Origin of the sequence: Streptomyces sp. AN091965, assembly GCF_022698285.1 — a bacterium.
Classification (GTDB): domain Bacteria; phylum Actinomycetota; class Actinomycetes; order Streptomycetales; family Streptomycetaceae; genus Streptomyces.
This window is the reverse complement of record NZ_JALDMY010000001.1, coordinates 5,101,265-5,120,998: the sequence shown is the minus strand read 5'-3', so window position 1 is coordinate 5,120,998 and position 19,734 is coordinate 5,101,265. Positions and strand designations below refer to the sequence as shown.

The 19,734-nt window shown below is 73.0% G+C and carries 17 protein-coding genes; 5 read left to right on the top strand and 12 right to left on the bottom strand.

What is annotated here, in order from left to right:
- Positions 1-18: 18 nt before the first annotated feature.
- Positions 19-459 carry a pyridoxamine 5'-phosphate oxidase family protein gene (locus MQV74_RS21660; protein WP_242720029.1) on the top strand — a complete coding sequence of 147 codons (441 nt, stop codon included), beginning with the start codon at positions 19-21 and terminating at the stop codon, positions 457-459.
- Positions 460-467: 8 nt separating this feature from the next.
- Here MQV74_RS21660 and MQV74_RS21655 read toward each other — a convergent pair whose 3' ends face one another.
- A complete protein-coding gene (locus tag MQV74_RS21655; protein WP_242720027.1) occupies positions 468-2,069 on the bottom strand; it encodes a protein kinase domain-containing protein in 1,602 nt (533 codons plus the stop codon).
- Positions 2,070-2,432: 363 nt separating this feature from the next.
- Between MQV74_RS21655 and MQV74_RS21650 the strand changes: the two genes are divergently transcribed.
- Positions 2,433-4,094, top strand: coding sequence for a protein kinase domain-containing protein (locus tag MQV74_RS21650; protein ID WP_242720025.1), 1,662 nt, complete (start codon positions 2,433-2,435; stop codon positions 4,092-4,094).
- A 164-nt stretch (positions 4,095-4,258) separates the two neighbouring features.
- Positions 4,259-4,720, top strand: a complete 462-nt coding sequence (locus tag MQV74_RS21645; RefSeq protein WP_242720023.1) for a carboxymuconolactone decarboxylase family protein — start codon at positions 4,259-4,261, stop codon at positions 4,718-4,720.
- 81 nt (positions 4,721-4,801) lie between these two features.
- Here the strand turns inward: MQV74_RS21645 and MQV74_RS21640 are convergent, their stop codons facing one another.
- The 9 genes from MQV74_RS21640 to pdhA form a co-directional block, all read right to left on the bottom strand.
- On the bottom strand, positions 4,802-5,344 hold the full coding sequence (locus MQV74_RS21640) for a bacterial proteasome activator family protein (protein WP_138960842.1): 543 nt from the start codon (positions 5,342-5,344) through the stop codon (positions 4,802-4,804).
- Positions 5,345-5,443: 99 nt separating this feature from the next.
- The gene (locus tag MQV74_RS21635) at positions 5,444-5,863 is read right to left on the bottom strand and encodes a hypothetical protein (protein WP_242720021.1); all 420 of its coding nucleotides are present in this window, start codon (positions 5,861-5,863) and stop codon (positions 5,444-5,446) included.
- A gap of 201 nt (positions 5,864-6,064) precedes the next feature.
- Positions 6,065-7,042 (bottom strand): NAD(P)H-quinone oxidoreductase, encoded by a 978-nt coding sequence (locus tag MQV74_RS21630; protein WP_242720019.1) that lies wholly within the window; start codon positions 7,040-7,042, stop codon positions 6,065-6,067.
- Positions 7,043-7,176: 134 nt separating this feature from the next.
- Positions 7,177-8,292 carry a potassium channel family protein gene (locus tag MQV74_RS21625; RefSeq protein ID WP_242720017.1) on the bottom strand — a complete coding sequence of 372 codons (1,116 nt, stop codon included), beginning with the start codon at positions 8,290-8,292 and terminating at the stop codon, positions 7,177-7,179.
- A gap of 25 nt (positions 8,293-8,317) precedes the next feature.
- Positions 8,318-9,766, bottom strand: coding sequence for a molybdopterin molybdotransferase MoeA (locus MQV74_RS21620; RefSeq protein ID WP_308402295.1), 1,449 nt, complete (start codon positions 9,764-9,766; stop codon positions 8,318-8,320).
- A 314-nt stretch (positions 9,767-10,080) separates the two neighbouring features.
- A complete protein-coding gene (locus MQV74_RS21615; protein WP_242720013.1) occupies positions 10,081-11,142 on the bottom strand; it encodes a DUF6457 domain-containing protein in 1,062 nt (353 codons plus the stop codon).
- 201 nt (positions 11,143-11,343) lie between these two features.
- On the bottom strand, positions 11,344-12,807 hold the full coding sequence (locus MQV74_RS21610; RefSeq protein ID WP_242728974.1) for a dihydrolipoamide acetyltransferase family protein: 1,464 nt from the start codon (positions 12,805-12,807) through the stop codon (positions 11,344-11,346).
- The gene (locus MQV74_RS21605; RefSeq protein WP_242720011.1) at positions 12,807-13,811 is read right to left on the bottom strand and encodes an alpha-ketoacid dehydrogenase subunit beta; all 1,005 of its coding nucleotides are present in this window, start codon (positions 13,809-13,811) and stop codon (positions 12,807-12,809) included. The genes MQV74_RS21610 and MQV74_RS21605 overlap by 1 nt, the downstream gene beginning before the upstream one ends.
- Positions 13,808-14,950 (bottom strand): pyruvate dehydrogenase (acetyl-transferring) E1 component subunit alpha, encoded by a 1,143-nt coding sequence (gene pdhA, locus MQV74_RS21600; RefSeq protein ID WP_242720009.1) that lies wholly within the window; start codon positions 14,948-14,950, stop codon positions 13,808-13,810. The genes MQV74_RS21605 and pdhA overlap by 4 nt, the downstream gene beginning before the upstream one ends.
- Before the next feature lie 216 nt (positions 14,951-15,166).
- On the opposite strand from pdhA, the gene MQV74_RS21595 reads away from it, so the two are divergent.
- Positions 15,167-15,652, top strand: coding sequence for an Lrp/AsnC family transcriptional regulator (locus MQV74_RS21595; protein WP_242728971.1), 486 nt, complete (start codon positions 15,167-15,169; stop codon positions 15,650-15,652).
- A gap of 62 nt (positions 15,653-15,714) precedes the next feature.
- Here MQV74_RS21595 and MQV74_RS21590 read toward each other — a convergent pair whose 3' ends face one another.
- Positions 15,715-16,308, bottom strand: coding sequence for a TetR/AcrR family transcriptional regulator (locus tag MQV74_RS21590; RefSeq protein WP_242720007.1), 594 nt, complete (start codon positions 16,306-16,308; stop codon positions 15,715-15,717).
- Complete coding sequence (locus MQV74_RS21585) at positions 16,305-17,819, bottom strand: 3-hydroxyacyl-CoA dehydrogenase (RefSeq protein WP_242720005.1); 1,515 nt, start codon at positions 17,817-17,819, stop codon at positions 16,305-16,307. Before MQV74_RS21585 ends, MQV74_RS21590 begins: the two co-directional genes overlap by 4 nt.
- 194 nt (positions 17,820-18,013) lie before the next feature.
- Here MQV74_RS21585 and paaN point away from each other — a divergent pair, with 194 nt between their 5' ends.
- Positions 18,014-19,705, top strand: coding sequence for a phenylacetic acid degradation protein PaaN (paaN, locus tag MQV74_RS21580; RefSeq protein ID WP_242720002.1), 1,692 nt, complete (start codon positions 18,014-18,016; stop codon positions 19,703-19,705).
- Positions 19,706-19,734 lie beyond the last annotated feature (29 nt).

Below are 19,734 nucleotides of genomic sequence, written 5' to 3'. Positions count from 1 at the left end.
TGCGGGACGGTAGGAACCATGCCCTCCGACTCCGACCAGCAGCTCGCCTTCGCCCTGCTCCGGCGCACCGACTACGGCCGGGTCGCGACCAGCATGCGCGCCCTGCCCTTCCTCGCGGCGGCCCGCCACATCGTGACCGACGGGCACGTCCTGCTGCGCATGCACCGGGGCTTCGGGTACCACGACGCCTGCGTCGGGAGCGTCGTCGCGTACGGCGCGGACAACCTGGGCACGGCGGCGGCCGCCGAGGGCCAGTGGACGGTCCAGCTCGTCGGCCTCTGCGAGGCCGTACGCCCCACCACGGCGGAGCTCGCGCGCTTCGGCGCACCCCCGCGCTTCGTGGACGGCGAGCCGTACGACGCGGTGTACCTCCGCATAGCCCCCCAAAAGGCCGTGGTGCACACGCTCAGCCCCGCGGTGAGCGGCGCCGTCGCCGACGCCTTCCCCGCGGTGGGCTGAGCCGGGGGTCACTCGGAGTCGGACCCCTCGCCGCCCTCCGTACCACCGTCGTTCCCACCGTCATCCGGCGGCGAGACCGGATCGGACGGCTCCGTGGGCGGATCCGTGGGATCGGTGGGCGGATCCGTCGGATCCGTCGGCGGATCCGTGGGCTCCGTAGGCGGATTCGTCGGCTCCGTCGGCTTCGTCGTCGGCTGGGTCTGCTGATGCGTGGGCCGGTTCGACTGCTGGGGGTAGTCGTTCTGCCCCCCGGTGCCGTCGCCACCGGGCTGCGTGTTGTTGTCCGCCGTCTCGTCGTCGTCCGCGCTCTTGCTCGGCTTCTTCTCCTGCGACTGCTTGGTCGAGGGCGTCTTGGAGGGACCGCCGTCCTTCTTGTCGCCGCCGCCGTTCCCGGACAGCGCGAACGCGACGCCCACCGCGACCGCGATCACCGCGAGCACGGCCAGGATCCACACCTTGCCCGCGCGGCCCCGTCCGCCGCCGTCCCGGTGACCGCCGTCGAAGCCGCCGTCGTCGCCGCCCGGCGGCCGCAGCATGGGGCTCGGGATCTGCTGGGTGCCGCTGTCCCCGGGGTGCGGCATCGCAGTGGTGCCGCCGACGCCCATCGCCGGGGTGTGCGCACCCTCGTGCCCGTGCACGGCCGTCACCGGGCCGGTGTTCCAGGTCCCCGTGTGGCTGCCCTGCTCGGCGAGCATCTGGAGGCCGTACTGGATCAGACCGCGCATCTCTTCAGCGGTCTGGAAGCGGTCGTCGGGGTCCTTGGCCAGGGACCGCATGACGAGGCCGTCGAGCTCCGGAGGCGCCGCGTCGGACACCTCGGACGGCGGCACCGGCGTGTCCTGGACGTGCTGGTAGACCACGGACAGCGGCGTCTCACCGGTGAACGGCGGCCGCAGCGCGAGCAGTTCGTACAGCAGACAGCCCGTCGCGTACAGGTCGGACCGGTGGTCGACGGCCTTGCCGAGCGCCTGCTCGGGCGACAGGTACTGGGGCGTGCCCATGACCATGCCGGTCTGCGTCATCGTCGTGGACGCGCCGTGCAGGGCACGCGCGATGCCGAAGTCCATCACCTTCACCGCGCCGGTGTTGGTGATGGAGACGTTCGCGGGCTTGATGTCGCGGTGCACGATGCCGTGCTGGTGCGAGTAGGCGAGCGCCTCCAGGACGCCCGACACGATGATCAGCGCCTGCTCGGGCCCGGGCGCCTCCGCGTTGATCAGCAGATCGCGGATGGTGCGGCCCTCGACCAGCTCCATCACGATGTACGGGACGGAGTTCCCGCCGATGAAGTCCTCGCCGGAGTCGTAGACCCCGACGACCGCGTGGTGGTTCAGACCGGCGACCGACTGCGCCTCGCGCGTGAAGCGGGCCTTGGACACGGGGTCCTCGGCGAGGTCGGCGCGCAGCAGTTTGACCGCGACCGTACGTCCCAGACGTACGTCCTCCGCGGCGAACACCTCGGCCATGCCACCGCGGCCGAGCCGGTGGGTCAGCCGGTACCTACCGTCTCCGACCAGGCCACCGTTCCCCCACATCTCGGGCACGTCTGACATACCGCCGCCAGTCGCCTCGGGGTCGGACGGGCCCTGAGCGCGCTGCGTCTGTGCCATCAGTCCTCGCCGTCGTTCTGATCGTGGTCCGCCCGTGGAGGGCGTGCACCGGATACGTGATAGGAGCGGTACGGGGTACTCCGCCGTGCCACGCTACAGCCTCCGCGTGGCATGCCGGTCCGAGGTGGACCGGCCATCAAACCCGCCGAGGGCGCCCCGAGGCAAACTTGTAACGCTTCCGAGACTCTTCTTGCGCGTACGGTCACGGAACGGGCACCGAGCTTGACGTGGCATCCCCCTCGGGCAGACTTGGCCAGGAATAGCGGATCGATCACCGTCCACTGGACGTCATCGGTCGCAACCCATAGCCACAGTCACAGCCGCGGCGCCGTCTCGCGTCCGCGCCGATGGGGGACGCACGACATGAGCCAGGACGGCGCTCAGGGCCGGTACGCGGGCAGTTCACTGGCCGGCGGCCGCTATCAGCTGCGCGATCTGCTCGGCGAGGGCGGCATGGCCTCGGTGCACCTCGCTTACGACACGGTGCTCGACCGACAGGTCGCGATCAAGACACTCCACACCGAGCTCGGCCGTGAGCAGTCCTTCCGCGAGCGCTTCCGGCGCGAGGCCCAGTCCGTGGCCAAGCTCACGCACACGAACATCGTGTCGGTCTTCGACACCGGCGAGGACACGCTGACCTTCAGCGGCTCCGCCGCGGGCGACGGCTCGCCCATGCCGTACATCGTCATGGAGTACGTGGAGGGCAAGCCGCTCGGCTCCGTCCTGGACGCCGCGATCCGCCAGCAGGGCGCGATGCCCACCGACCAGGCCCTGAAGATCACCGCCGATGTGCTCGCGGCCCTGGAGATCAGCCACGAGATGGGCCTGGTCCACCGCGACATCAAGCCCGGCAACGTGATGATGACGAAGCGGAACGTCGTCAAGGTCATGGACTTCGGCATCGCCCGCGCCATGCAGTCCGGCGTCACGTCGATGACGCAGACCGGCATGGTCGTCGGCACCCCGCAGTACCTGTCGCCCGAGCAGGCGCTCGGCCGCGGCGTCGACGCCCGCTCCGACCTGTACTCGGTCGGCATCATGCTGTTCCAGCTCGTGACCGGCCGCCTCCCCTTCGAGGCGGACTCGCCGCTCGCCATCGCGTACGCGCACGTCCAGGAGGAGCCGGTCGCCCCGTCCTCCGTCAACCGCTCGCTGCCCCCGGCCGTCGACGCCCTCGTCGCCCGCGCGCTCAAGAAGAACCCGAACGAGCGCTTCCCGACCGCCGAGGCGATGCGCGACGAGTGCCTGCGCGTCGCGCAGTCCTTCCAGGCGGCGGCCCCCAGCATCGTCCCGGGTGCGCAGACCGCGAGCGGCGCGGGCGTCGGCTCCGCCGTCTTCCCGCCGGTCGACTCGACGAACCCGCAGGCCCCGGGCAGCGTCCAGACGCCGTACCAGCCAGGCCCCTACGGCCCCGCGACCCCGGCCGCCCCCACCCCGCAGCCCGGGTACGGCTACCCGCAGCAGGGCTACCAGACCCCCGCGCCGACCAACGCGTACGTCCCGGCCCCGCAGGCGGCCCAGACCCCGCCCCCGTACTCCCTGTCCCCGCAGCCCGCCACGGCGGCGCCGACCGGTGGACGGGGCGGCCCGGGCGGCGGCAAGCGGACCATGCCGGTCGTCATCGGCTCGATCGTCGTCGCCCTGCTCGCCATCGGCGGCGTGATCACCGCGATCTCCCTGAACGGCGACAGCGACGACGGCGGCGGCTCCAAGGAGTCGAAGAAGCCGGTCGCCGGACATCGCGGTCCGGACCGCACGAAGACGATCGAAAAGACGGAGTGCACCGAGCCGGACACGGCGTACAACGACCCGGCCAAGATCAAGCTGCCCGACTTCAGCTACAAGGACTGGCGCTCGGTCCTCTCCTGCCTCCAGGCGGCCGGGTGGAACTACGACAAGCAGAAGCTCGACGAGAACACGTACGGCGAGGACACCGTCATGGGGCAGATCCCCAAGGCGGGCTCCGACGTCGACCCGAAGGACGTGGAGATCACCTTCCAGATCTCGACGGGCGACCCCTCGTAGCGCCTACGCGTGGGCCCCTCGCAGGGCCGGCCGGTGGGCCTTCGCAGGGCCACCGGCCGCTGTGCCCGGAAGTTTCTTCCGCGCACCGGTCACATTCCCTCCTCCCGCTCCGTCAGTGAAACAACAGACCGAGCGGCGCGAGAGCGGCACAGAGGAGACCAGCCATGCAGGCCCGTATGAAGAACCCGGCGTACGTCCTTCCCGACAGCCTCAAGGGCATCGGCAGCATCATGCAGGCCATCGCCGAGAGCGGCCTTCCGCAGGAGCTCCAGGAGATCGTCGGCCTGCGGGCCAGCCAGATCAACGGCTGCAGCGCCTGCATCCACAGCCACACGGCGAACCTGGTCAAGGCCGGGACGAGCACCGAGCGGCTCGCCGCGGTGGTGGCCTGGCGCGAGGCGCCGTTCTTCACGGACGCCGAGCGCGCCGCGCTGGCCCTCACGGAGCACGTCACGCGGCTCGCGGACCGCTCCGCGCAGGCCGTGTCCGACGCACTCTGGGACGAGGTCGCCGACCACTTCGACGAGCGGGAGCTGTCCGCCCTGATCCTGGTCATCGGCGTGACGAACCTGTTCAACCGGATCAACGCCACGATTCAGGAGCCCGCGGGCCGTACGTGGGGCTGAGCCCGGCGCCCCAGACCGAGGGCCCGGTACGCGGGGTGCGTACCGGGCCCTTTCGTGTCCGAGCCATCCGGGGTAGGGGCCTTAGAGGTAGGGGCCGCCGCTGCGGCCCGCCACGCCGCCCTCCTCGTCGTCCTCGTGACCGCCCACGCCCGGGGGAAGCGCGCGGCGCATCTGCTCCAGCTGGGCCCGCGCGGCCATCTGCTGCGCGAACAACGTCGTCTGGATCCCGTGGAAGAGACCCTCCAGCCAGCCCACCAGCTGGGCCTGCGCGATGCGCAGCTCCGCGTCGCTCGGCGTCGTCTCGTCGGTGAACGGCAGCGACAGGCGCTCCAGTTCCTCCACGAGCTCGGGCGCGAGGCCGTCCTCCAGCTCCTTCACGGAGCTGGCGTGGATCTCCTTGAGGCGCACCCGGCTCGCCTCGTCCAGAGGTGCCGCGCGCACTTCCTCCAGAAGCTGCTTGATCATGCTGCCGATGCGCATGACCTTCGCCGGCTGTTCGACCATGTCCGTCACCGGGACCTCGCGGACGTCGTCGCCGCCTCCGCCGCCGAGCGCCATGCCGTCCTGGCCGACAACCAGGACCTGGGGATTCTCCGGCGACCGTTCGTTCCTCGGCATCTCCATGCCGCCATTCTCTCGCACCCGTTGTCCACACATCCTTGGTGCCCCCATTCGCCGATGATCCACCGTGCGCGGGCGCGCGGAACCGGGGCTCGTTGGCGGTCAGCCCCGGCGCACGCGCAGCCCCAGGAACCCCAGGCCGAGGCCGATCAGGACCAGGCCCGCGCCGAGCGGCAGGACGCGCAGGCCGGGGATGGGCGGTCCGGTCGCCGTACGCCGCGCGGACGACGGCTCGGCGACGTCGGCGGCGGGCGGCGGCCTCGGCTCGGTGCGCGGTTTCCGGGCCGCCGGGGGCGGCAGCGGACGCCAGCCCCGCGGATCGGGCACGACGAGCGGCTCCGCACGCCCGGGCCGGGTCCTCCCCTCGCCCGCACGGCTCCCGGCGAGCGCCACCTCGTCGTAGTACGCGGCCGAGGGGGCGGGGGACGGATCGGCGGCGTACCCCGGGGCCGGGGCGAGCAGCACGCTCACCAGCGCCACCGGTACGACCGCACGCGCAGCACGGCACAGCCACGACGTCACCGCACGACTCCCTCCCGCTGCCGGGTCGCCAAGATCGCGGGCGTGCAGCCAGCGTCACACGGCACGAACCATCCGGCATCTCGGCGCCCTAGCCCGTCCGGCGTTTGAGGACGAGGCGCGCAGCGCCGACAACGGGGGGGGCCGGGGGGAGCCCCCCCCCGTTTCGGGAAGGGGCGGATCTGGGGCGCCCCCGCGAGGGTCCTACCGCACCAGCAGCACCTTCCCCATGTGCCCACCACCCTCCAGAACCTGATGCGCGGCCCCCGCGTCCCGCATCGGCACCGTCCGGTCCACCACCGCCCGCACCTGCCCCGCCCCGATCAACGGCCACACGTGCTCCCGCACCGCCGCGACGATCGAGGTCTTCTCCGCGACGGGCCGGGCCCGCAGCGAGGTCGCGGTGACGGCGGCGCGCTTGCGCAGCAGCGTGGCGATGTTCAGCTCGCCCTTGACGCCGCCCTGCATGCCGATGATCGCGAGGCGGCCGCTGACCGCGAGCGAGTTCACGTTCCGCTCCAGGTACTTGGCGCCCATGATGTCCAGGATCACGTCCGCGCCCGCCCCGTCGGTGGCTCGCTGGATCTCCTCGGCGAAGTCCTGCTCGCGGTAGTCGATGAGGATGTCCGCGCCCAGGTCGGCGCAGAACGCCAGCTTCTCCTTGCCGCCCGCCGTCACCGCGACGCGCGCCCCGACGGCCTTCGCGAGCTGGATCGCCATGGTGCCGATGCCGCTGGCGCCACCGTGCACGAGGAGCGTCTCGCCGGGGCGCAGATGGGCCACCATGAACACGTTCGACCAGACCGTGGCCGTGACCTCCGGGAGCGCGGCCGCCGTGACGAGGTCGACGCCGTCGGGCAGCGGCAGGACCTGCCCCGCGGGGACGGCGACCTTCTCCGCGTAGCCGCCGCCCGCGAGCAGCGCGCACACCTCCTGGCCCACCGCCAGACCGGCGACGCCGGGGCCGAGCGCCGCGATCCGCCCGGAGCACTCCAGACCCGGGTACGGGGACGCGCCGGGCGGCGGGTCGTAGAAACCCTGCCGCTGCAGCAGATCGGCGCGGTTCACGGCACTGGCCGCCACGTCGATGAGGACCTCGCCCTCACCGGGTACGGGATCGGGGACCTCGGCCCACTGAAGCACCTCGGGCCCACCGGATTCGGGGATCGTGATCGCATACATGCGGGCGAGGCTACTCCCGCGCCCTGGGGCCGGAAGCGGCGTGCACACGAACGACACGGCCCCGGCCCTCCCGGGGCACGGGGCCGGCCCTCCCGGGGCACGGGGCCGTGTCGGCACTCCGGGCAGCGCGGCCCTCAGTCCAGCGGCCGAGCCACCCGCCGCGCGTCCGCCGCCGGGGGCTCCGGAGCCGGGGAGGCCCGGACGATCGTGATCAGCCGGTCCGTCAACTGGAGCTCGCCGATGGCGGGATCGTCGTACGCGAGCAGCCTGTGCCCCCGTACGACGCTGACGACGAGGTCCTTCATATCGCGCACCCCGCGCCCCACCTCGGCCTTTATCACCGGCCGTTCGACCAGGTCGAGGCCGCTGCCCTGCTGGATCAGGTCCTCCATGACCACGCCCGCGCTCGGGCTGAGCACCGAAAGGCCGAGCAGCCGTCCCGCCGCGCTGGCACTGGTGATGACGGCATCGGCACCGGACTGCCGCAGCAGCGGCGCGTTCTCCTCCTCGCGCACCGCGGCCACGATCTTCGCCTGCCGGTTGAGCTGCCGGGCGGTGAGCGTGACCAGGACCGCCGTGTCGTCGCGCTGGGTCGCCACGATGATCTGGCGGGCCTTCTGCACCTCGGCCCGCAGCAGCACGTCGCTGCGCGTCGCGTCGCCGACGACTCCCGCGTAGCCCTCCGCCGTGGCCGCGTCGACGACCTTCGAGCTGGGGTCGACGATCACGACCTGCTCGGGCTTGAGTCCCGTGGCCTGCACGGTCTGGATCGCGGAACGGCCCTTGGTGCCGAAGCCGACGACGACGGTGTGGTCACGCAAGTTGGACCTCCAGCGGGAAAGCCGCCATTCCTCACGGGTGCGTTCCGTCAGCACTTCGAGCGTGGTGCCGACGAGGATGATCAGGAAGAGCACGCGCAGGGGCGTGATCAGGAAGATGTTGGCCATCCGCGCGCTGTCGCTGTGCGGGACGATATCGCCGTACCCGGTGGTGGAGAGCGTCACGGTGGCGTAGTACGAGGCGTCGAGGAAGTCGATCGTCCCGTTCGCGTTGTCGTGGTAGCCGTCGCGGTCGACGTACACGATGAGGATGGTCAGCCCCAGCACGAACATCGCCATCAGCAGACGTTTGCCGACCTGGCGCAGGGGGCGCTCGACGACGCGCCGGGGGAGTTTGACGCGGTGGGTGACGAGGTGTTCGTCGGCTTGGCGCGCGATCGCGTCATGGCCGGGCAGTTTCACGTGAAACACACCTCGCCGAAGGGGTCCGCCAGTTTCACGTGAAACACACCTCGCTGAAAGGGTCCGCCGAGCCCTCGGGCCCCAACTCGCCGTGTGAACCGCCCGGTTCGGTCCAGGGCAGATCGAGGATCTCCACTTCTTGCCGACGGCGCGCGCCGCCCGGCGGCACCACCGCGAGCCCGTCGGCGACCGCGATGCCCCGCAGCATCGCCGGGCCGTTGTAGTGCAACGGCACCGCGTACTCGGCCCGCAGGACGACCGGCACGAGGCGCGTGTCGTGCGGATGCCCGTGTACGTCGTCCCGCAGCGGCGCGGTGTACGGCTCGGCGCCGGGACGGCCCACGAGCCCGCGCAGCAGCGGCTCGGCCAGGGTGAGCAGGCCCGAGACGGCGGCGAGGGGGTTTCCGGGGAGGCCCACGAGGTGACGGACCGGGGGCCGGGCCGCCTCGGATCGAGGTGCCTCCGGCAGGCGGGCGAGCAGCATCGGATGGCCGGGGCGCACCGCGACCCCGTCGACGAGCAACTCGGCGCCGAGGCGGTGGAGTGCGGGGTGGACGTGGTCGACGGGTCCGGACGCGGTACCGCCGGTCGTCACGATCACGTCGGCCGTGGACCGGGCCAGGGCTTCGTAGAGGGCTTCCGCGTCATCTCCGAGGCGGCGTACGGCCGTCACGACCACGCCGAGCGCGCGGAGCCAGGGCGGCAGCATCGGACCGAGGGCGTCCCGGATGCGGCCTTCGTGCGGCAGCCCTTCGGTGAGCAACTCATCGCCCAGGACGAGCACTTCTGCGCGGGGGCGTGGGGCGACGGGCAGCGCGTCGTACCCGGCCGCGGCGGCGAGGCCGAGCACGGCGGGCGTCACCAGGGCGCCGGGCGGCAGGAGTTGATCACCCGCGCGGCACTCCTGGCCGCGCGGCCGGATGTCCTGGCCGGGCACGACGTCGCGCTGGGCGTGCAGCTTGCTCTTGTCGTCCACGCGCGCGTGTTCGCTGCGGATGACGGCGGTGGTGTCCTGCGGGATGCGGGCGCCGGTCGCGATCCGCACCGCCTCGCCGTCGCCGAGCGGCTCGGGCCGCTCCTGCCCGGCCAGGACCCCGTCCGCGAGGACCGTCCAGGGCCCCGGCCCCGCCACGGCCCACCCGTCCATCGCCGAGGTGTCGAAGGAGGGCAGGTCGGTGAGGGCGGCCAGGGGCGAGGTGAGGACACGGCCGAGGGTGTCGGACAACGGTGTGACCACGGGGGCGGCGGCCCCCGGAGCCCCGGCCCTGCGGGACGCGGCGCGGGCTTCGGGCCAGGAGGTGGCGCGAGCGCGGTGCCGCGCGCCGCCGTGGGCCGCCGGGTCGTCGCCGGGCGCCGCGCCTCGGTCGCGCTGGGGCCCGGGGCGGCCTTGGGCAGGCGTGGACGGCGCCGACGGCTCGCGGTGGGAGCGGGGTGCGGCGGACTCGTCGCGGTGGGGCGGGGTGCCCGGGCCGGTGGGCGGCACGCTCGCGGGCCCGGGCCCGGTCTCCGGCTCGGGGCTGGATGCGGTGCCCGGCGCGGGGGCGGGTGGGCCGTTCGCAGCCCCGGGGGCGGGTGAGGTGCCCGGGGCCCCGGGGGAGGGTGGAACGCTGGGTGCCCCGGGAGCGGGCGGCACGCACGTGGCCTCTGCCGCGGGTGAGGCACCCGGGGCCCCCGGAGAGGGCGGAACGCTGGGTGCCCCGGGGGCAGGCGGCACGCTCGCGGCTCGGGTGGCGGCGCGGTCCTCGTTCACCAGGGCCAGTGCCTCGTCCAGTTCGGCGTCGGCCGATTGGCCCCCGGTCATCGGGCGCCCGGATTCTCGTCGGCCGGGGCGGCCTGCGCGCCGCCGGACGACGCGCCCGGCGCCGTACCGGTGGGGGTGCCGGGCCCTGGCGGCGGGTTCCCGGCCGCGGGCGCACCGCCCGGGTCCCCTTCCTCGGCCCAGCGGGCCGCGAGCGCGGCCGCCTTGCGCGCTGCCTCCGCGACGGCCTGCGGCCCGCCGCTCGCCCCGGCGAGCCCCGCCGCGTACCCGACCAGGAAGGTGGTCAGCGGCGCGGCGGGCCGGGCCACTCCGTGCGCGGCGTCGCGGGCGAGGTCGAGGAGGGTGCCGGTGTCGACGTCGAGGTCGATGCCCAGTTCGTCCTTGACTGCGGAAATCCATTCATCCAACAACACGTGCCCATGCTCCCTGATCCGCGCGCGGGCGGCGGCGATGTCGTCCCAGGTGTCGCAGTCGAACGCGGCCAGGGGCTCGGCGATCCGGGCCAGGTCGAGGCGTTCGGTGAGCAGCCGCAGCGGCAGCCCGGCGAGCCCGGCTCCCGCGCGGGCGGGCTTCCCGGCCGTGATGCGGGGTGGCCCCCCGGCCGCGCCGGAATCCACGGTGGCGGCCCGGGCGGGGCCCTCGGCCGCGATCCGGGCCAGTTCCCGGCGCAGCGCGGCACCGCGGTACACGGCGACCAGTGGCTGGTCACGGCCGTCGGGGTCGGTGAGCAGCGCACCGTCCGCCGTGCCCACCGCCGCGACGAGGCCGCGTACCGTCTCCTCGCGCAGGAACGGCAGGTCGGCGGAGAGCACCAGCACCAGTTCGGCGGCGGTGTGGCGCAGGCCCGCGTCGAGCGCGGCCAGGGGCCCGCCGCCCGCGGGCTCCTCGCGCGCCCACACCACGGGCCGCCCGGTGGGCCGGGGCTCCGCCACGACGACGGTCGTCGTCGCGCCGGAGCAGGCGCTCAGGACGCGGTCGAGCAGCGCCCTGCCGCCCACCCGCACACCGGGCTTGTCCGCGCCGCCGAGCCGCGCCGCGCGGCCTCCGGCGAGCACGACGGCGTCGAACGCCGCCGTGCCGGGGGCCGTGTTCGTGGTCATCCACCGAGTATGGGCGCCCGAGATGTCAACGCCACCCCTTATGGGTGCCCCGCAGGTCTCATGTTCCTCACAGGCGGAGGGACCCGGCGGGTGAGGGCGCCACCCGCTGAGGGCGCTCGGGGGTGACATCCGGGCGCCCCCGGGCGGGGCCTTCGCCCTCGGCCTGGGGGGGGCGGGGCGACCCTCATCAGTGGCGCCCGGTCACACCTTGCGCAGCAGGACCGCAGGCTGTTCGACGCAGTCCGCCACGAAGCGCAGGAAGCCGCCCGCCGTGCCGCCGTCGCACACCCGGTGGTCGAAGGTGAGCGACAGCTGGACGACCTGCCGGACCGCCAACTCGCCCTGGTGCACCCATGGCTTGGGCACGATCCGGCCGACGCCGAGCATGGCCGCCTCGGGGTGGTTGATGATCGGCGTGGATCCGTCGACGCCGAACACCCCGTAGTTGTTCAACGTGAACGTGGACCCCGTCAGTTCCCCAGGCGTGAGCGTCCCGGCCCGGCCCGCCTCCGAGAGGCGGGCGAGCTCGGCGCTCAGCGACTCCGTGTCGCGCGCGTGCGCGTCCCGTACGACGGGCACGACGAGCCCGCGCTCGGTCTGCGCGGCGAAGCCGAGGTGGACCTCGGCGAGCTGGACGACCTCGCGCGCCTCCATGTCGACCGTCGAGTTGAGCTCCGGATGGCGGGCGAGGGCCGCCGTGCAGATCCGGGCGAGCAGCGCGAGCAGGGAGACCTTCGGGCCGCCCGCCGCGTTCATCGCCGCGCGCGCGTTCATCAGTTCCGTCGCGTCCGCGTCGACCCACGTGGTGGCGTCCGGTATCTCCCGGCGGCTGCGGGACAGCTTGTCGGCCACCGCACCGCGCACACCGCGCAGCGGCACGCGCGTGCCGGACGCGGCGGCACGGCCCGCGGCGGGCGCGCTCTCGCGGGTGCTGCCGAAGGTGGCGCCGAGGCCCGTCGCCGTGGTGCGCGCGGCGGCGGACGCCGGGGCGGGGCCCGCGGACGGCGCGGCGGTGGCCGCCGACGCCCGCATGACGTCCTCCACGTCGGCCCGCAGGATCAGCCCGTCCGGGCCCGAACCCGCGAGCTGCCGCAGATCCACGCCGTTCTCCCGCGCCAGCCTGCGGACGAGCGGCGAGATCACCGGCACGGGCCCCTCGTCGTGCTCGGGCCCCTGTCCGGCGTCGGTGGTCCGGCCGGAGTCGGTCCGGGGCTCCACGGGTGCTTCCGCGCGGGCCTCTGGCCGGGCTGCCGTCGGGGCGGACGGGGTGGCCGTCACGTCCAGCGCGGGGCGTATCCGCCGCCGCCTGGCGGGGGCGGCTCCCGTGCCGTAGCCGACGAGCACGTTCCCCGACGTCTCGTCCGCCGGGGCCGGGCCGCCGTCCGCATCTCCACCGCGCGCCGGTGCGCCCACGGCCGGGGAGCCCACCGCGACCGTCAGCAGGGGTGCTCCCACCGGCAGTTCGGTGCCCTCCTCTCCGAAGCGGGCGGTGACCACGCCCGCGTACGGGCACGGGACCTCGACCATCGCCTTGGCCGTCTCGACCTCGACGACCAGCTGGTCCACTTCCACCACGTCGCCGACCTGCACCAGCCAGCGGGTGATCTCCGCCTCCGTGAGCCCCTCACCGAGGTCGGGCAGCTTGAACTCCAGGACCTGGGCCATCAGCTCCGCGCCTCCCATTGCAACCGCGCCACGGCGTCCAGGATGCGGTCGACGCCCGGCAGGTGGTGCCGCTCCAGCATCGGCGGCGGGTAGGGGATGTCGAGCCCGGCGACCCGCAGCACCGGCGCCTCCAGGTGGTGGAAGCAGCGCTCGGTGATGCGCGCGGCGATCTCCCCGCCGGGCCCGCCGAAGCTGCTCGCCTCGTGCACCACGACCGCGCGCCCGGTGCGCCGCACGGACGCGGCCACCGTCTCGTCGTCGAACGGCACCAGCGAGCGCAGGTCGACCACTTCGAGGTCCCAGCCCTCCGCGCGCGCCGCCTCCGCCGCCTCCAGACAGACCGGCACGGACGGGCCGTACGTGATCAGCGAGGCGCTGCGTCCGGTGCGCCGCACCACGGCCCTGCCGATCGGCTCCACCGGCTCCGGAGTGTCCGGATTCCACTCGGCCTTCGACCAGTACAGGCGCTTGGGCTCCAGGAAGACCACGGGGTCGTCGGAGGCGATGGCGGCCCGCAGCAGGCCGTAGGCGTCGGCGACCGTGGCGGGCGTGACGACATGGAGCCCCGGCGTCGCCATGTAGTACGCCTCGGAGGAGTCGCTGTGGTGCTCGACGCCGCCGATCCCGCCGCCGTACGGCACCCGGATGGTGAGCGGCATGGGCATCGCGCCCTTGGTGCGGTTGCGCATCCGCGCCACATGCGAGATCAGCTGCTCGAAGGCGGGGTAGGCGAACGCGTCGAACTGCATCTCCACGACGGGCCGCAGGCCGTACATCGCCATGCCGACCGCGGTCCCCAGGATGCCCGCCTCGGCCAGCGGCGTGTCCGTACAGCGGTCGTCGCCGAACTCCGCGGCGAGTCCGTCGGTGACGCGGAAGACGCCGCCGAGCGTGCCGACGTCCTCGCCCATGACGTGCACGGTGGGGTCCTCGGCCATCGCGTCGCGCAGGGCGCGGCCGAGGGCCTGCCCCATGGTGGCCGGTTTCACGGCGACAGTGGTCATCGGCCCGCTCCGTCCGACTCGGTCTCGGCGTCGAGCTCGGCCCGCAGCTGGGCGGCCTGCTCGCGCAGTTGGGAGGTCTGCTCGGCGTACACGTGGGTGAACAGGTCCATCGGGTCGAGCTCGGGGTCCTGGTTCATCCGTTCCCTCAGGTCCGCCGCCATCGCCTCGGCGTTCTCGCGCACCGTGGAGGCGCGGTCCTCGTCGAGCAGCCCGCGCGCGGTCAGCTCCCGCTCCACGAGCAGGACCGGGTCGTGGTCGCGCCAGGCCTCCACCTCGTCGTCCTGGCGGTAGCGCGTGGCGTCGTCCGCGTTGGTGTGCGCTTCCAGGCGGTACGTCACCGCTTCCACGAGGGTGGGTCCGCCGCCCTCGCGCGCGCGGCGCACGGCTTCGCTGAGCACCTGGTGCACCGCGACCGCGTCGTTGCCGTCCACCAGGCGGCCCGGCATGCCGTAGCCGACGGCCTTGTGTGCCAGGGAGGGGGCGGCCGTCTGCTTGGCGAGCGGCACGGAGATCGCGAAGCCGTTGTTCTGCACGAGGAAGACCACCGGCGCCCGCCACACGGCCGCGAAGTTCAGCGCCTCGTGGAAGTCGCCCTCGCTGGTGCCGCCATCGCCGACCATGGCGAGCGCGACCACGTCGTCGCCCTTGAGGCGGGCGGCGTGCGCGAGGCCCACGGCGTGCGGCAGCTGGGTGGCAAGGGGCGTGCACAGGGGCGCTATCCGGTGCTCACGCGGGTCGTACCCGGTGTGCCAGTCGCCGCGCAGAAGCGTCAGGGCGCGCACCGGGTCGAGGCCGCGCGCCACGGCCGCGAGGGTGTCCCGATAGCTCGGGAAGAGCCAGTCGCGCTCCTCCAGGGCGAGTGCGGCGCCGATCTCGCACGCCTCCTGCCCGGTGCTGGACGGGTACACCGCGAGTCTGCCCTGCTTGGTGAGGGCCGTCGCCTGGGTGTTGTACCGCCGTCCGCGCACCAGCTCGGCGTGCAGGCGCAGGAGCAGCTGCGCGTCGGCCGAGGCGGCGGCCTCGGTGCCGAGCACCCGAAACGGCGCCGCGTCGGGCAGCAGCGGCTCAGGGTCGGTCCTGAGCTGCCATGCGGGGGGCGGGGCGGGTCGATAGGCGCCCCGCTGCTCCATGACCGTCATGACGGCACCTCCTGGGGGGATGCTGAGGGAAGCGGTCTCCTCGTGGGAGCTGCAAAAGAGGCGCGGCGATGTGATGCGCCTCACCTACCGATTGTTCGGTCGTTGGCACATTTTGGCTACAGGCACCTCCAGGCTGTGGACAAACGGTTCTGCACAGCCTGGGATGGACGCATTACGTCCATGGTAAGGAGGCGGGGGGACATGGCAGCTGAACGAATGGCCGACAAGCAGGACGGGGGTCGTCCGGAACCGCCGCCCCGTTCGCTGGACGCCATCGACCGCGACATCCTGCAGATCCTGCACACGGACGGTCGCGCCTCGATACGTTCCGTGGCGGAGCGCGTCCACGTGTCGCGGGCGAACGCCTACGCGCGCATCAACCGGCTCATCGAGGACGGTGTCATCCGCGGCTTCGGCGCCCGGATCAACCACGAACGGGCAGGCCAGGGCGCTTCCGCGTACATCACCCTGAAGATCGTCCAGAACACCTGGCGCACGGTCCGCGACCAGCTGCGCACGCTGCCGGGCGCGTCGCACATCGCCCTGGTCAGCGGCGACTTCGACGTACTGCTCCTGGTGCACACGCCCGACACGCGCGCGCTGCGCGAGTTGGTGCTCACCCGTCTGCAGTCCATCCCCGAGGTCCTGAGCACGCGCACGCTGCTGGTCTTCGAGGAGGACGACCTGGAGACGGAGGGCTGAGTCACCGGCCGTTCGCACCGGTGGCGCGCCGACGGGTTCAGCCGTCGGCGTACCACCGGCTCTCAGCCATCCGTACGCAACCCCGCGAACGCCAACTGCACCACCGCTTCGGCGACTTCCGTCCCGTCGACGGCACCACGGCTGTCCGGCCGGTACCACTCCACGATGGAATTGATCATTCCGAAGAGCAGCCTGGTGGCGAGACGCAGCTCGACGTCCGAGCGCAGATCGCCGTCCGCCGCGGCCTCCTTGAGGAGCGCCGCGACCTGGTGGTCGAAGTCCCTGCGCCGCTCCATCGCCCATCGCTCGGTGTCGGTGTTGCCGCGAACGCGCAGCAGCAGCGTCACATAGGGCAGCTCGGTCACCAGCACCTCGACGGTGCGGCGCGTGACGTACTCCAGGCGGTCCACCGCCCTGCCCACGCGCGCGTGCTCCTCGTCGAGGACGGCGAAGAGGCCGTCGAGCGCCCGGCTCACCGCGCGCCGCAGCAGCTCCTCCTTGCCCGCGACGTGGTGGTAGATCGACGACTTGGAGATGCCGGCCGCCTTGGAGAGGTGCTCCATGGACGTGCCGTCGTAGCCCCGTTCGTTGAAGACCCGCACGGCGACCTCGAGGAGGGTCTGCGGGGTGTAGGTGTCGCGCCTGGCCGTGGTCATCCGTTCTCCTCCTGAGCGGCCGCGAGGCGCAGCCCCGGAGAGGGGGCGTAGCGCCCCGAGGGGTACTCGCTGTGCACGTCGTCGAGGAACTGGGCCACCCAGGAAAGACCGAGCCCGGTTCCCCAGGAGAGCGGTCCGCGCGGATAGTTGACGCCCAGGCGCATGGCGGTGTCGACGTCGTCCGCGTCGGCCACCTCACGCGCGACGGCATCGTGCGCGATGTCCACGAGCATCGCGACGGTACGGGCCACGATCAGGCCCGGGGTGGCCCGGATGACGCTGACCTTCTTGCCGAGCGCCTGGAAGAGGCCCACGGCCTCGCTGAGGGCCCGGTCACTCACCCGCACGTCACGGGCGAGGGCGACCCGGGTGGCGCTCGCGTAGTCGAGGGCCAGGTCGAACTCGATCGTGGGCATCTCCATGGCGTGCACGGACGTGCCGGAGACGAGGGCGAGCCGCGCTCCGCCGGGCAGCTCGATCCAGCCCGGGCAGGGCGCGCACGCGGACTCCTCGCGGTCCACGCGGATGCCCGCGGCCTCGATGAGCCCGACGAGGGCCGCGGCCTGGAACAGCTCGCCGCGCAGGGTGACGGCCGCCGGCGCGTCGGCGGGCGCCGCCGTGTGCGGCTCGGCGCGCGGGGCGTCGTCCCCGTACACGTACCAGCCCTGGCCCGACTTGCGTCCCAGGCGGCGCGCTTCGACGAGGCGCCGCTGGGCGAGGGACGGCGTGAACTTGGGGTCCTGGAAGAACGACTCCCACACCGAGCGCGTGACGGCCTCGTTCACGTCCTGGCCGATGAGGTCGGTGAGCTCGAAGGGGCCCATCCTGAAGCCGCCGCACTCGCGCAGCACGGCGTCGATCGTCGCCGGGTCCGCGACCCGCTCCTCGTACGCGCGCAGCGCCTCGGCGTAGAAGGGGCGCGCGACGCGGTTCACGATGAACCCGGGGGTGTCGGCACAGCGCACCGGCGTCTTGCCCCAGGCCTTCGCCGTGTCGTACGCGCGCGTGGCGGCCGCCTCGTCGGTCGCGAAGCCGCTGACGACCTCGACGAGGGGCAGCAGCGGCGCCGGGTTGAAGAAGTGCAGGCCCACGAAGCGGCCGGGCCCGGTCAGCGCGCCCGCGATGGCGGTCACGGACAGGGACGAGGTGTTCGTGGCCAGCAGACAGTCCTCGGAGACGACGCCCTCAAGTTCTTGGAACAGCTTCTGCTTGACGTCCAGTTGCTCCAGGACGGCCTCGACCACGAGCCCGCACCCGGCGAGCTCGGCCAGGTCGTCGACCGCCGTGAGGCGCCCGGCGGCCGCGGCACGGGCGCCCGCGTCAAGGCGGCCCTTCTCCACGAGCCGGTCCAGACGGGCGGTGATCGCCTCGGCGGCCGTCTTCGCGAAGCCGGGCGCGGCGTCGTACAGCCGCACGGGGTGTCCCGCCACCAGGGCGACCTGGGCTATGCCCTGGCCCATGGTGCCGGTGCCGACGACGGCGACCGGGCTGCTGAGATCGAGTGCTGTCATGCTCGCGATCCTCCCGCACAAGGGTCTTGGCCAGGGGTTCGGGGTGGGCGGGGAGGTTTTCCACAGCTTTGGCAGACCCTCTTGTCCCGACCGATCGTTCGGTTACTCTAGCTCTGTCCAGCTGTTCCTGCCCACCGCCCCTGCCCAGCTCGCCAGCTCGAAGGAGAGCTGACTCGACGAGGAGTTGGTCCCTCATGGCCGCCGAAGTCACCGCGCACCAGCTGATCGCCAAGCACCGGCCCACGCTCGACCAGGCCCTCGAGGCCATCAGCACGCGCGCGTACTGGTCGCCGCACCCCGAGCACCCCAAGGCCTATGGGGAGAACGGCAGCCTGAGCCTGCCGGAAGGCAAGGCCGCCTTCGAGTCCCTCCTGAACGGCCGCTTCGACCTCGACCAGCCCGGCACGGACGACTGGACGGGCGCGGAAGTCTCCCCCTTCGGCCCGGAGTTGGGCATCACGTATCCGCACCCGGACGTGGACACCCTGCTCCCCGCGATGCGCGCGGGCCTGTCCGGCTGGCGCGACGCGGGCGCCGAGGCGCGCGCGGCGGTCTGTCTGGAGATCCTGTCGCGCATCAGCGCCCGCACGCACGAGTTCGCGCACGCGGTCATGCACACCAGTGGCCAGGCCTTCATGATGGCGTTCCAGGCGGGCGGCCCGCACGCCCAGGACCGCGGCCTGGAAGCGGTGGCGTATGCGTATGCCGAGCAGGCCCGCACCCCCGGCACCGCCGAGTGGAACAAGCCCCAGGGCAAGCGCGACCCCCTGGTCCTCACCAAGCGCTTCACCCCGGTCGGCCGCGGCATCGCCCTCCTGATCGGCTGCAACACCTTCCCGACGTGGAACGGCTACCCGGGCCTCTTCGCCTCCCTGGCCACGGGCAATGCCGTCCTGGTCAAGCCCCACCCGCGCGCCGTGCTCCCGCTCGCCCTGACGGTGCGGGTCGCCCGCGAGGTCCTCGCCGAGGCGGGCTTCGATCCGAACCTGGTCGCGCTCGCCGCCGAACGCCCCGGCGAAGGCATCGCCAAGACCCTCGCCGTCCGCCCCGAAGTCAAGATCATTGATTACACGGGCTCCACGGCCTTCGGCGACTGGCTGGAGACCCACGCCCGCCAGGCGCAGGTCTACACGGAGAAGGCCGGGGTCAACACGGTCGTCATCGAGTCGACCGACAACTACAAGGGCATGCTGGCGAACCTCGCCTTCTCCCTGTCGCTGTACAGCGGCCAGATGTGCACGACCCCGCAGAACCTCCTCATCCCGCGCGAGGGCATCTCCACGGACGCGGGCGCCAAGGCGTACGACGAGGTGGTCACGGACCTCGCCGCGGCGGTCAGCGGCCTCCTGGGCGACGACGCCCGGGCCAACGGCATCCTGGGCGCCCTGGTCAACCCGGACGTGAAGGCCCGCCTGGACGCCGCGCCCGGCATCGGCGAAGTCGCCCTGCCCTCACGGGAGATCGCCAACCCGGAATTCCCGGACGCCGTGGTGCGCACCCCGGTGATCGTGAAGCTGGACGGCGCGAAGCCGGACGCCGAGGCCGCGTATCTGAGCGAGTGCTTCGGCCCGGTGTCGTTCGCCGTCGCCGTGGACTCCGCGGCGGACGCGGTGGACCTGCTGCGGCGCACGGTGCGCGACAAGGGCGCCATGACCGTCGGCGCGTACACCACCTCCGAGGACGTCACCTCCGCCGTCGAGGAGGCCTGCCTGGAGGAGAGCGCCCAGCTGTCGCTGAACCTGACCGGCGGGGTCTATGTGAACCAGACCGCGGCGTTCTCGGACTTCCACGGCTCCGGCGGCAACCCCGCGGCGAACGCCGCGCTGTGCGACAGCGCCTTCGTGGCCAACCGCTTCCGCGTGGTGGAAATCCGCAAGGAGGCGTGAGCGCACGGCCCCGGACCCCGGGAGGAGCA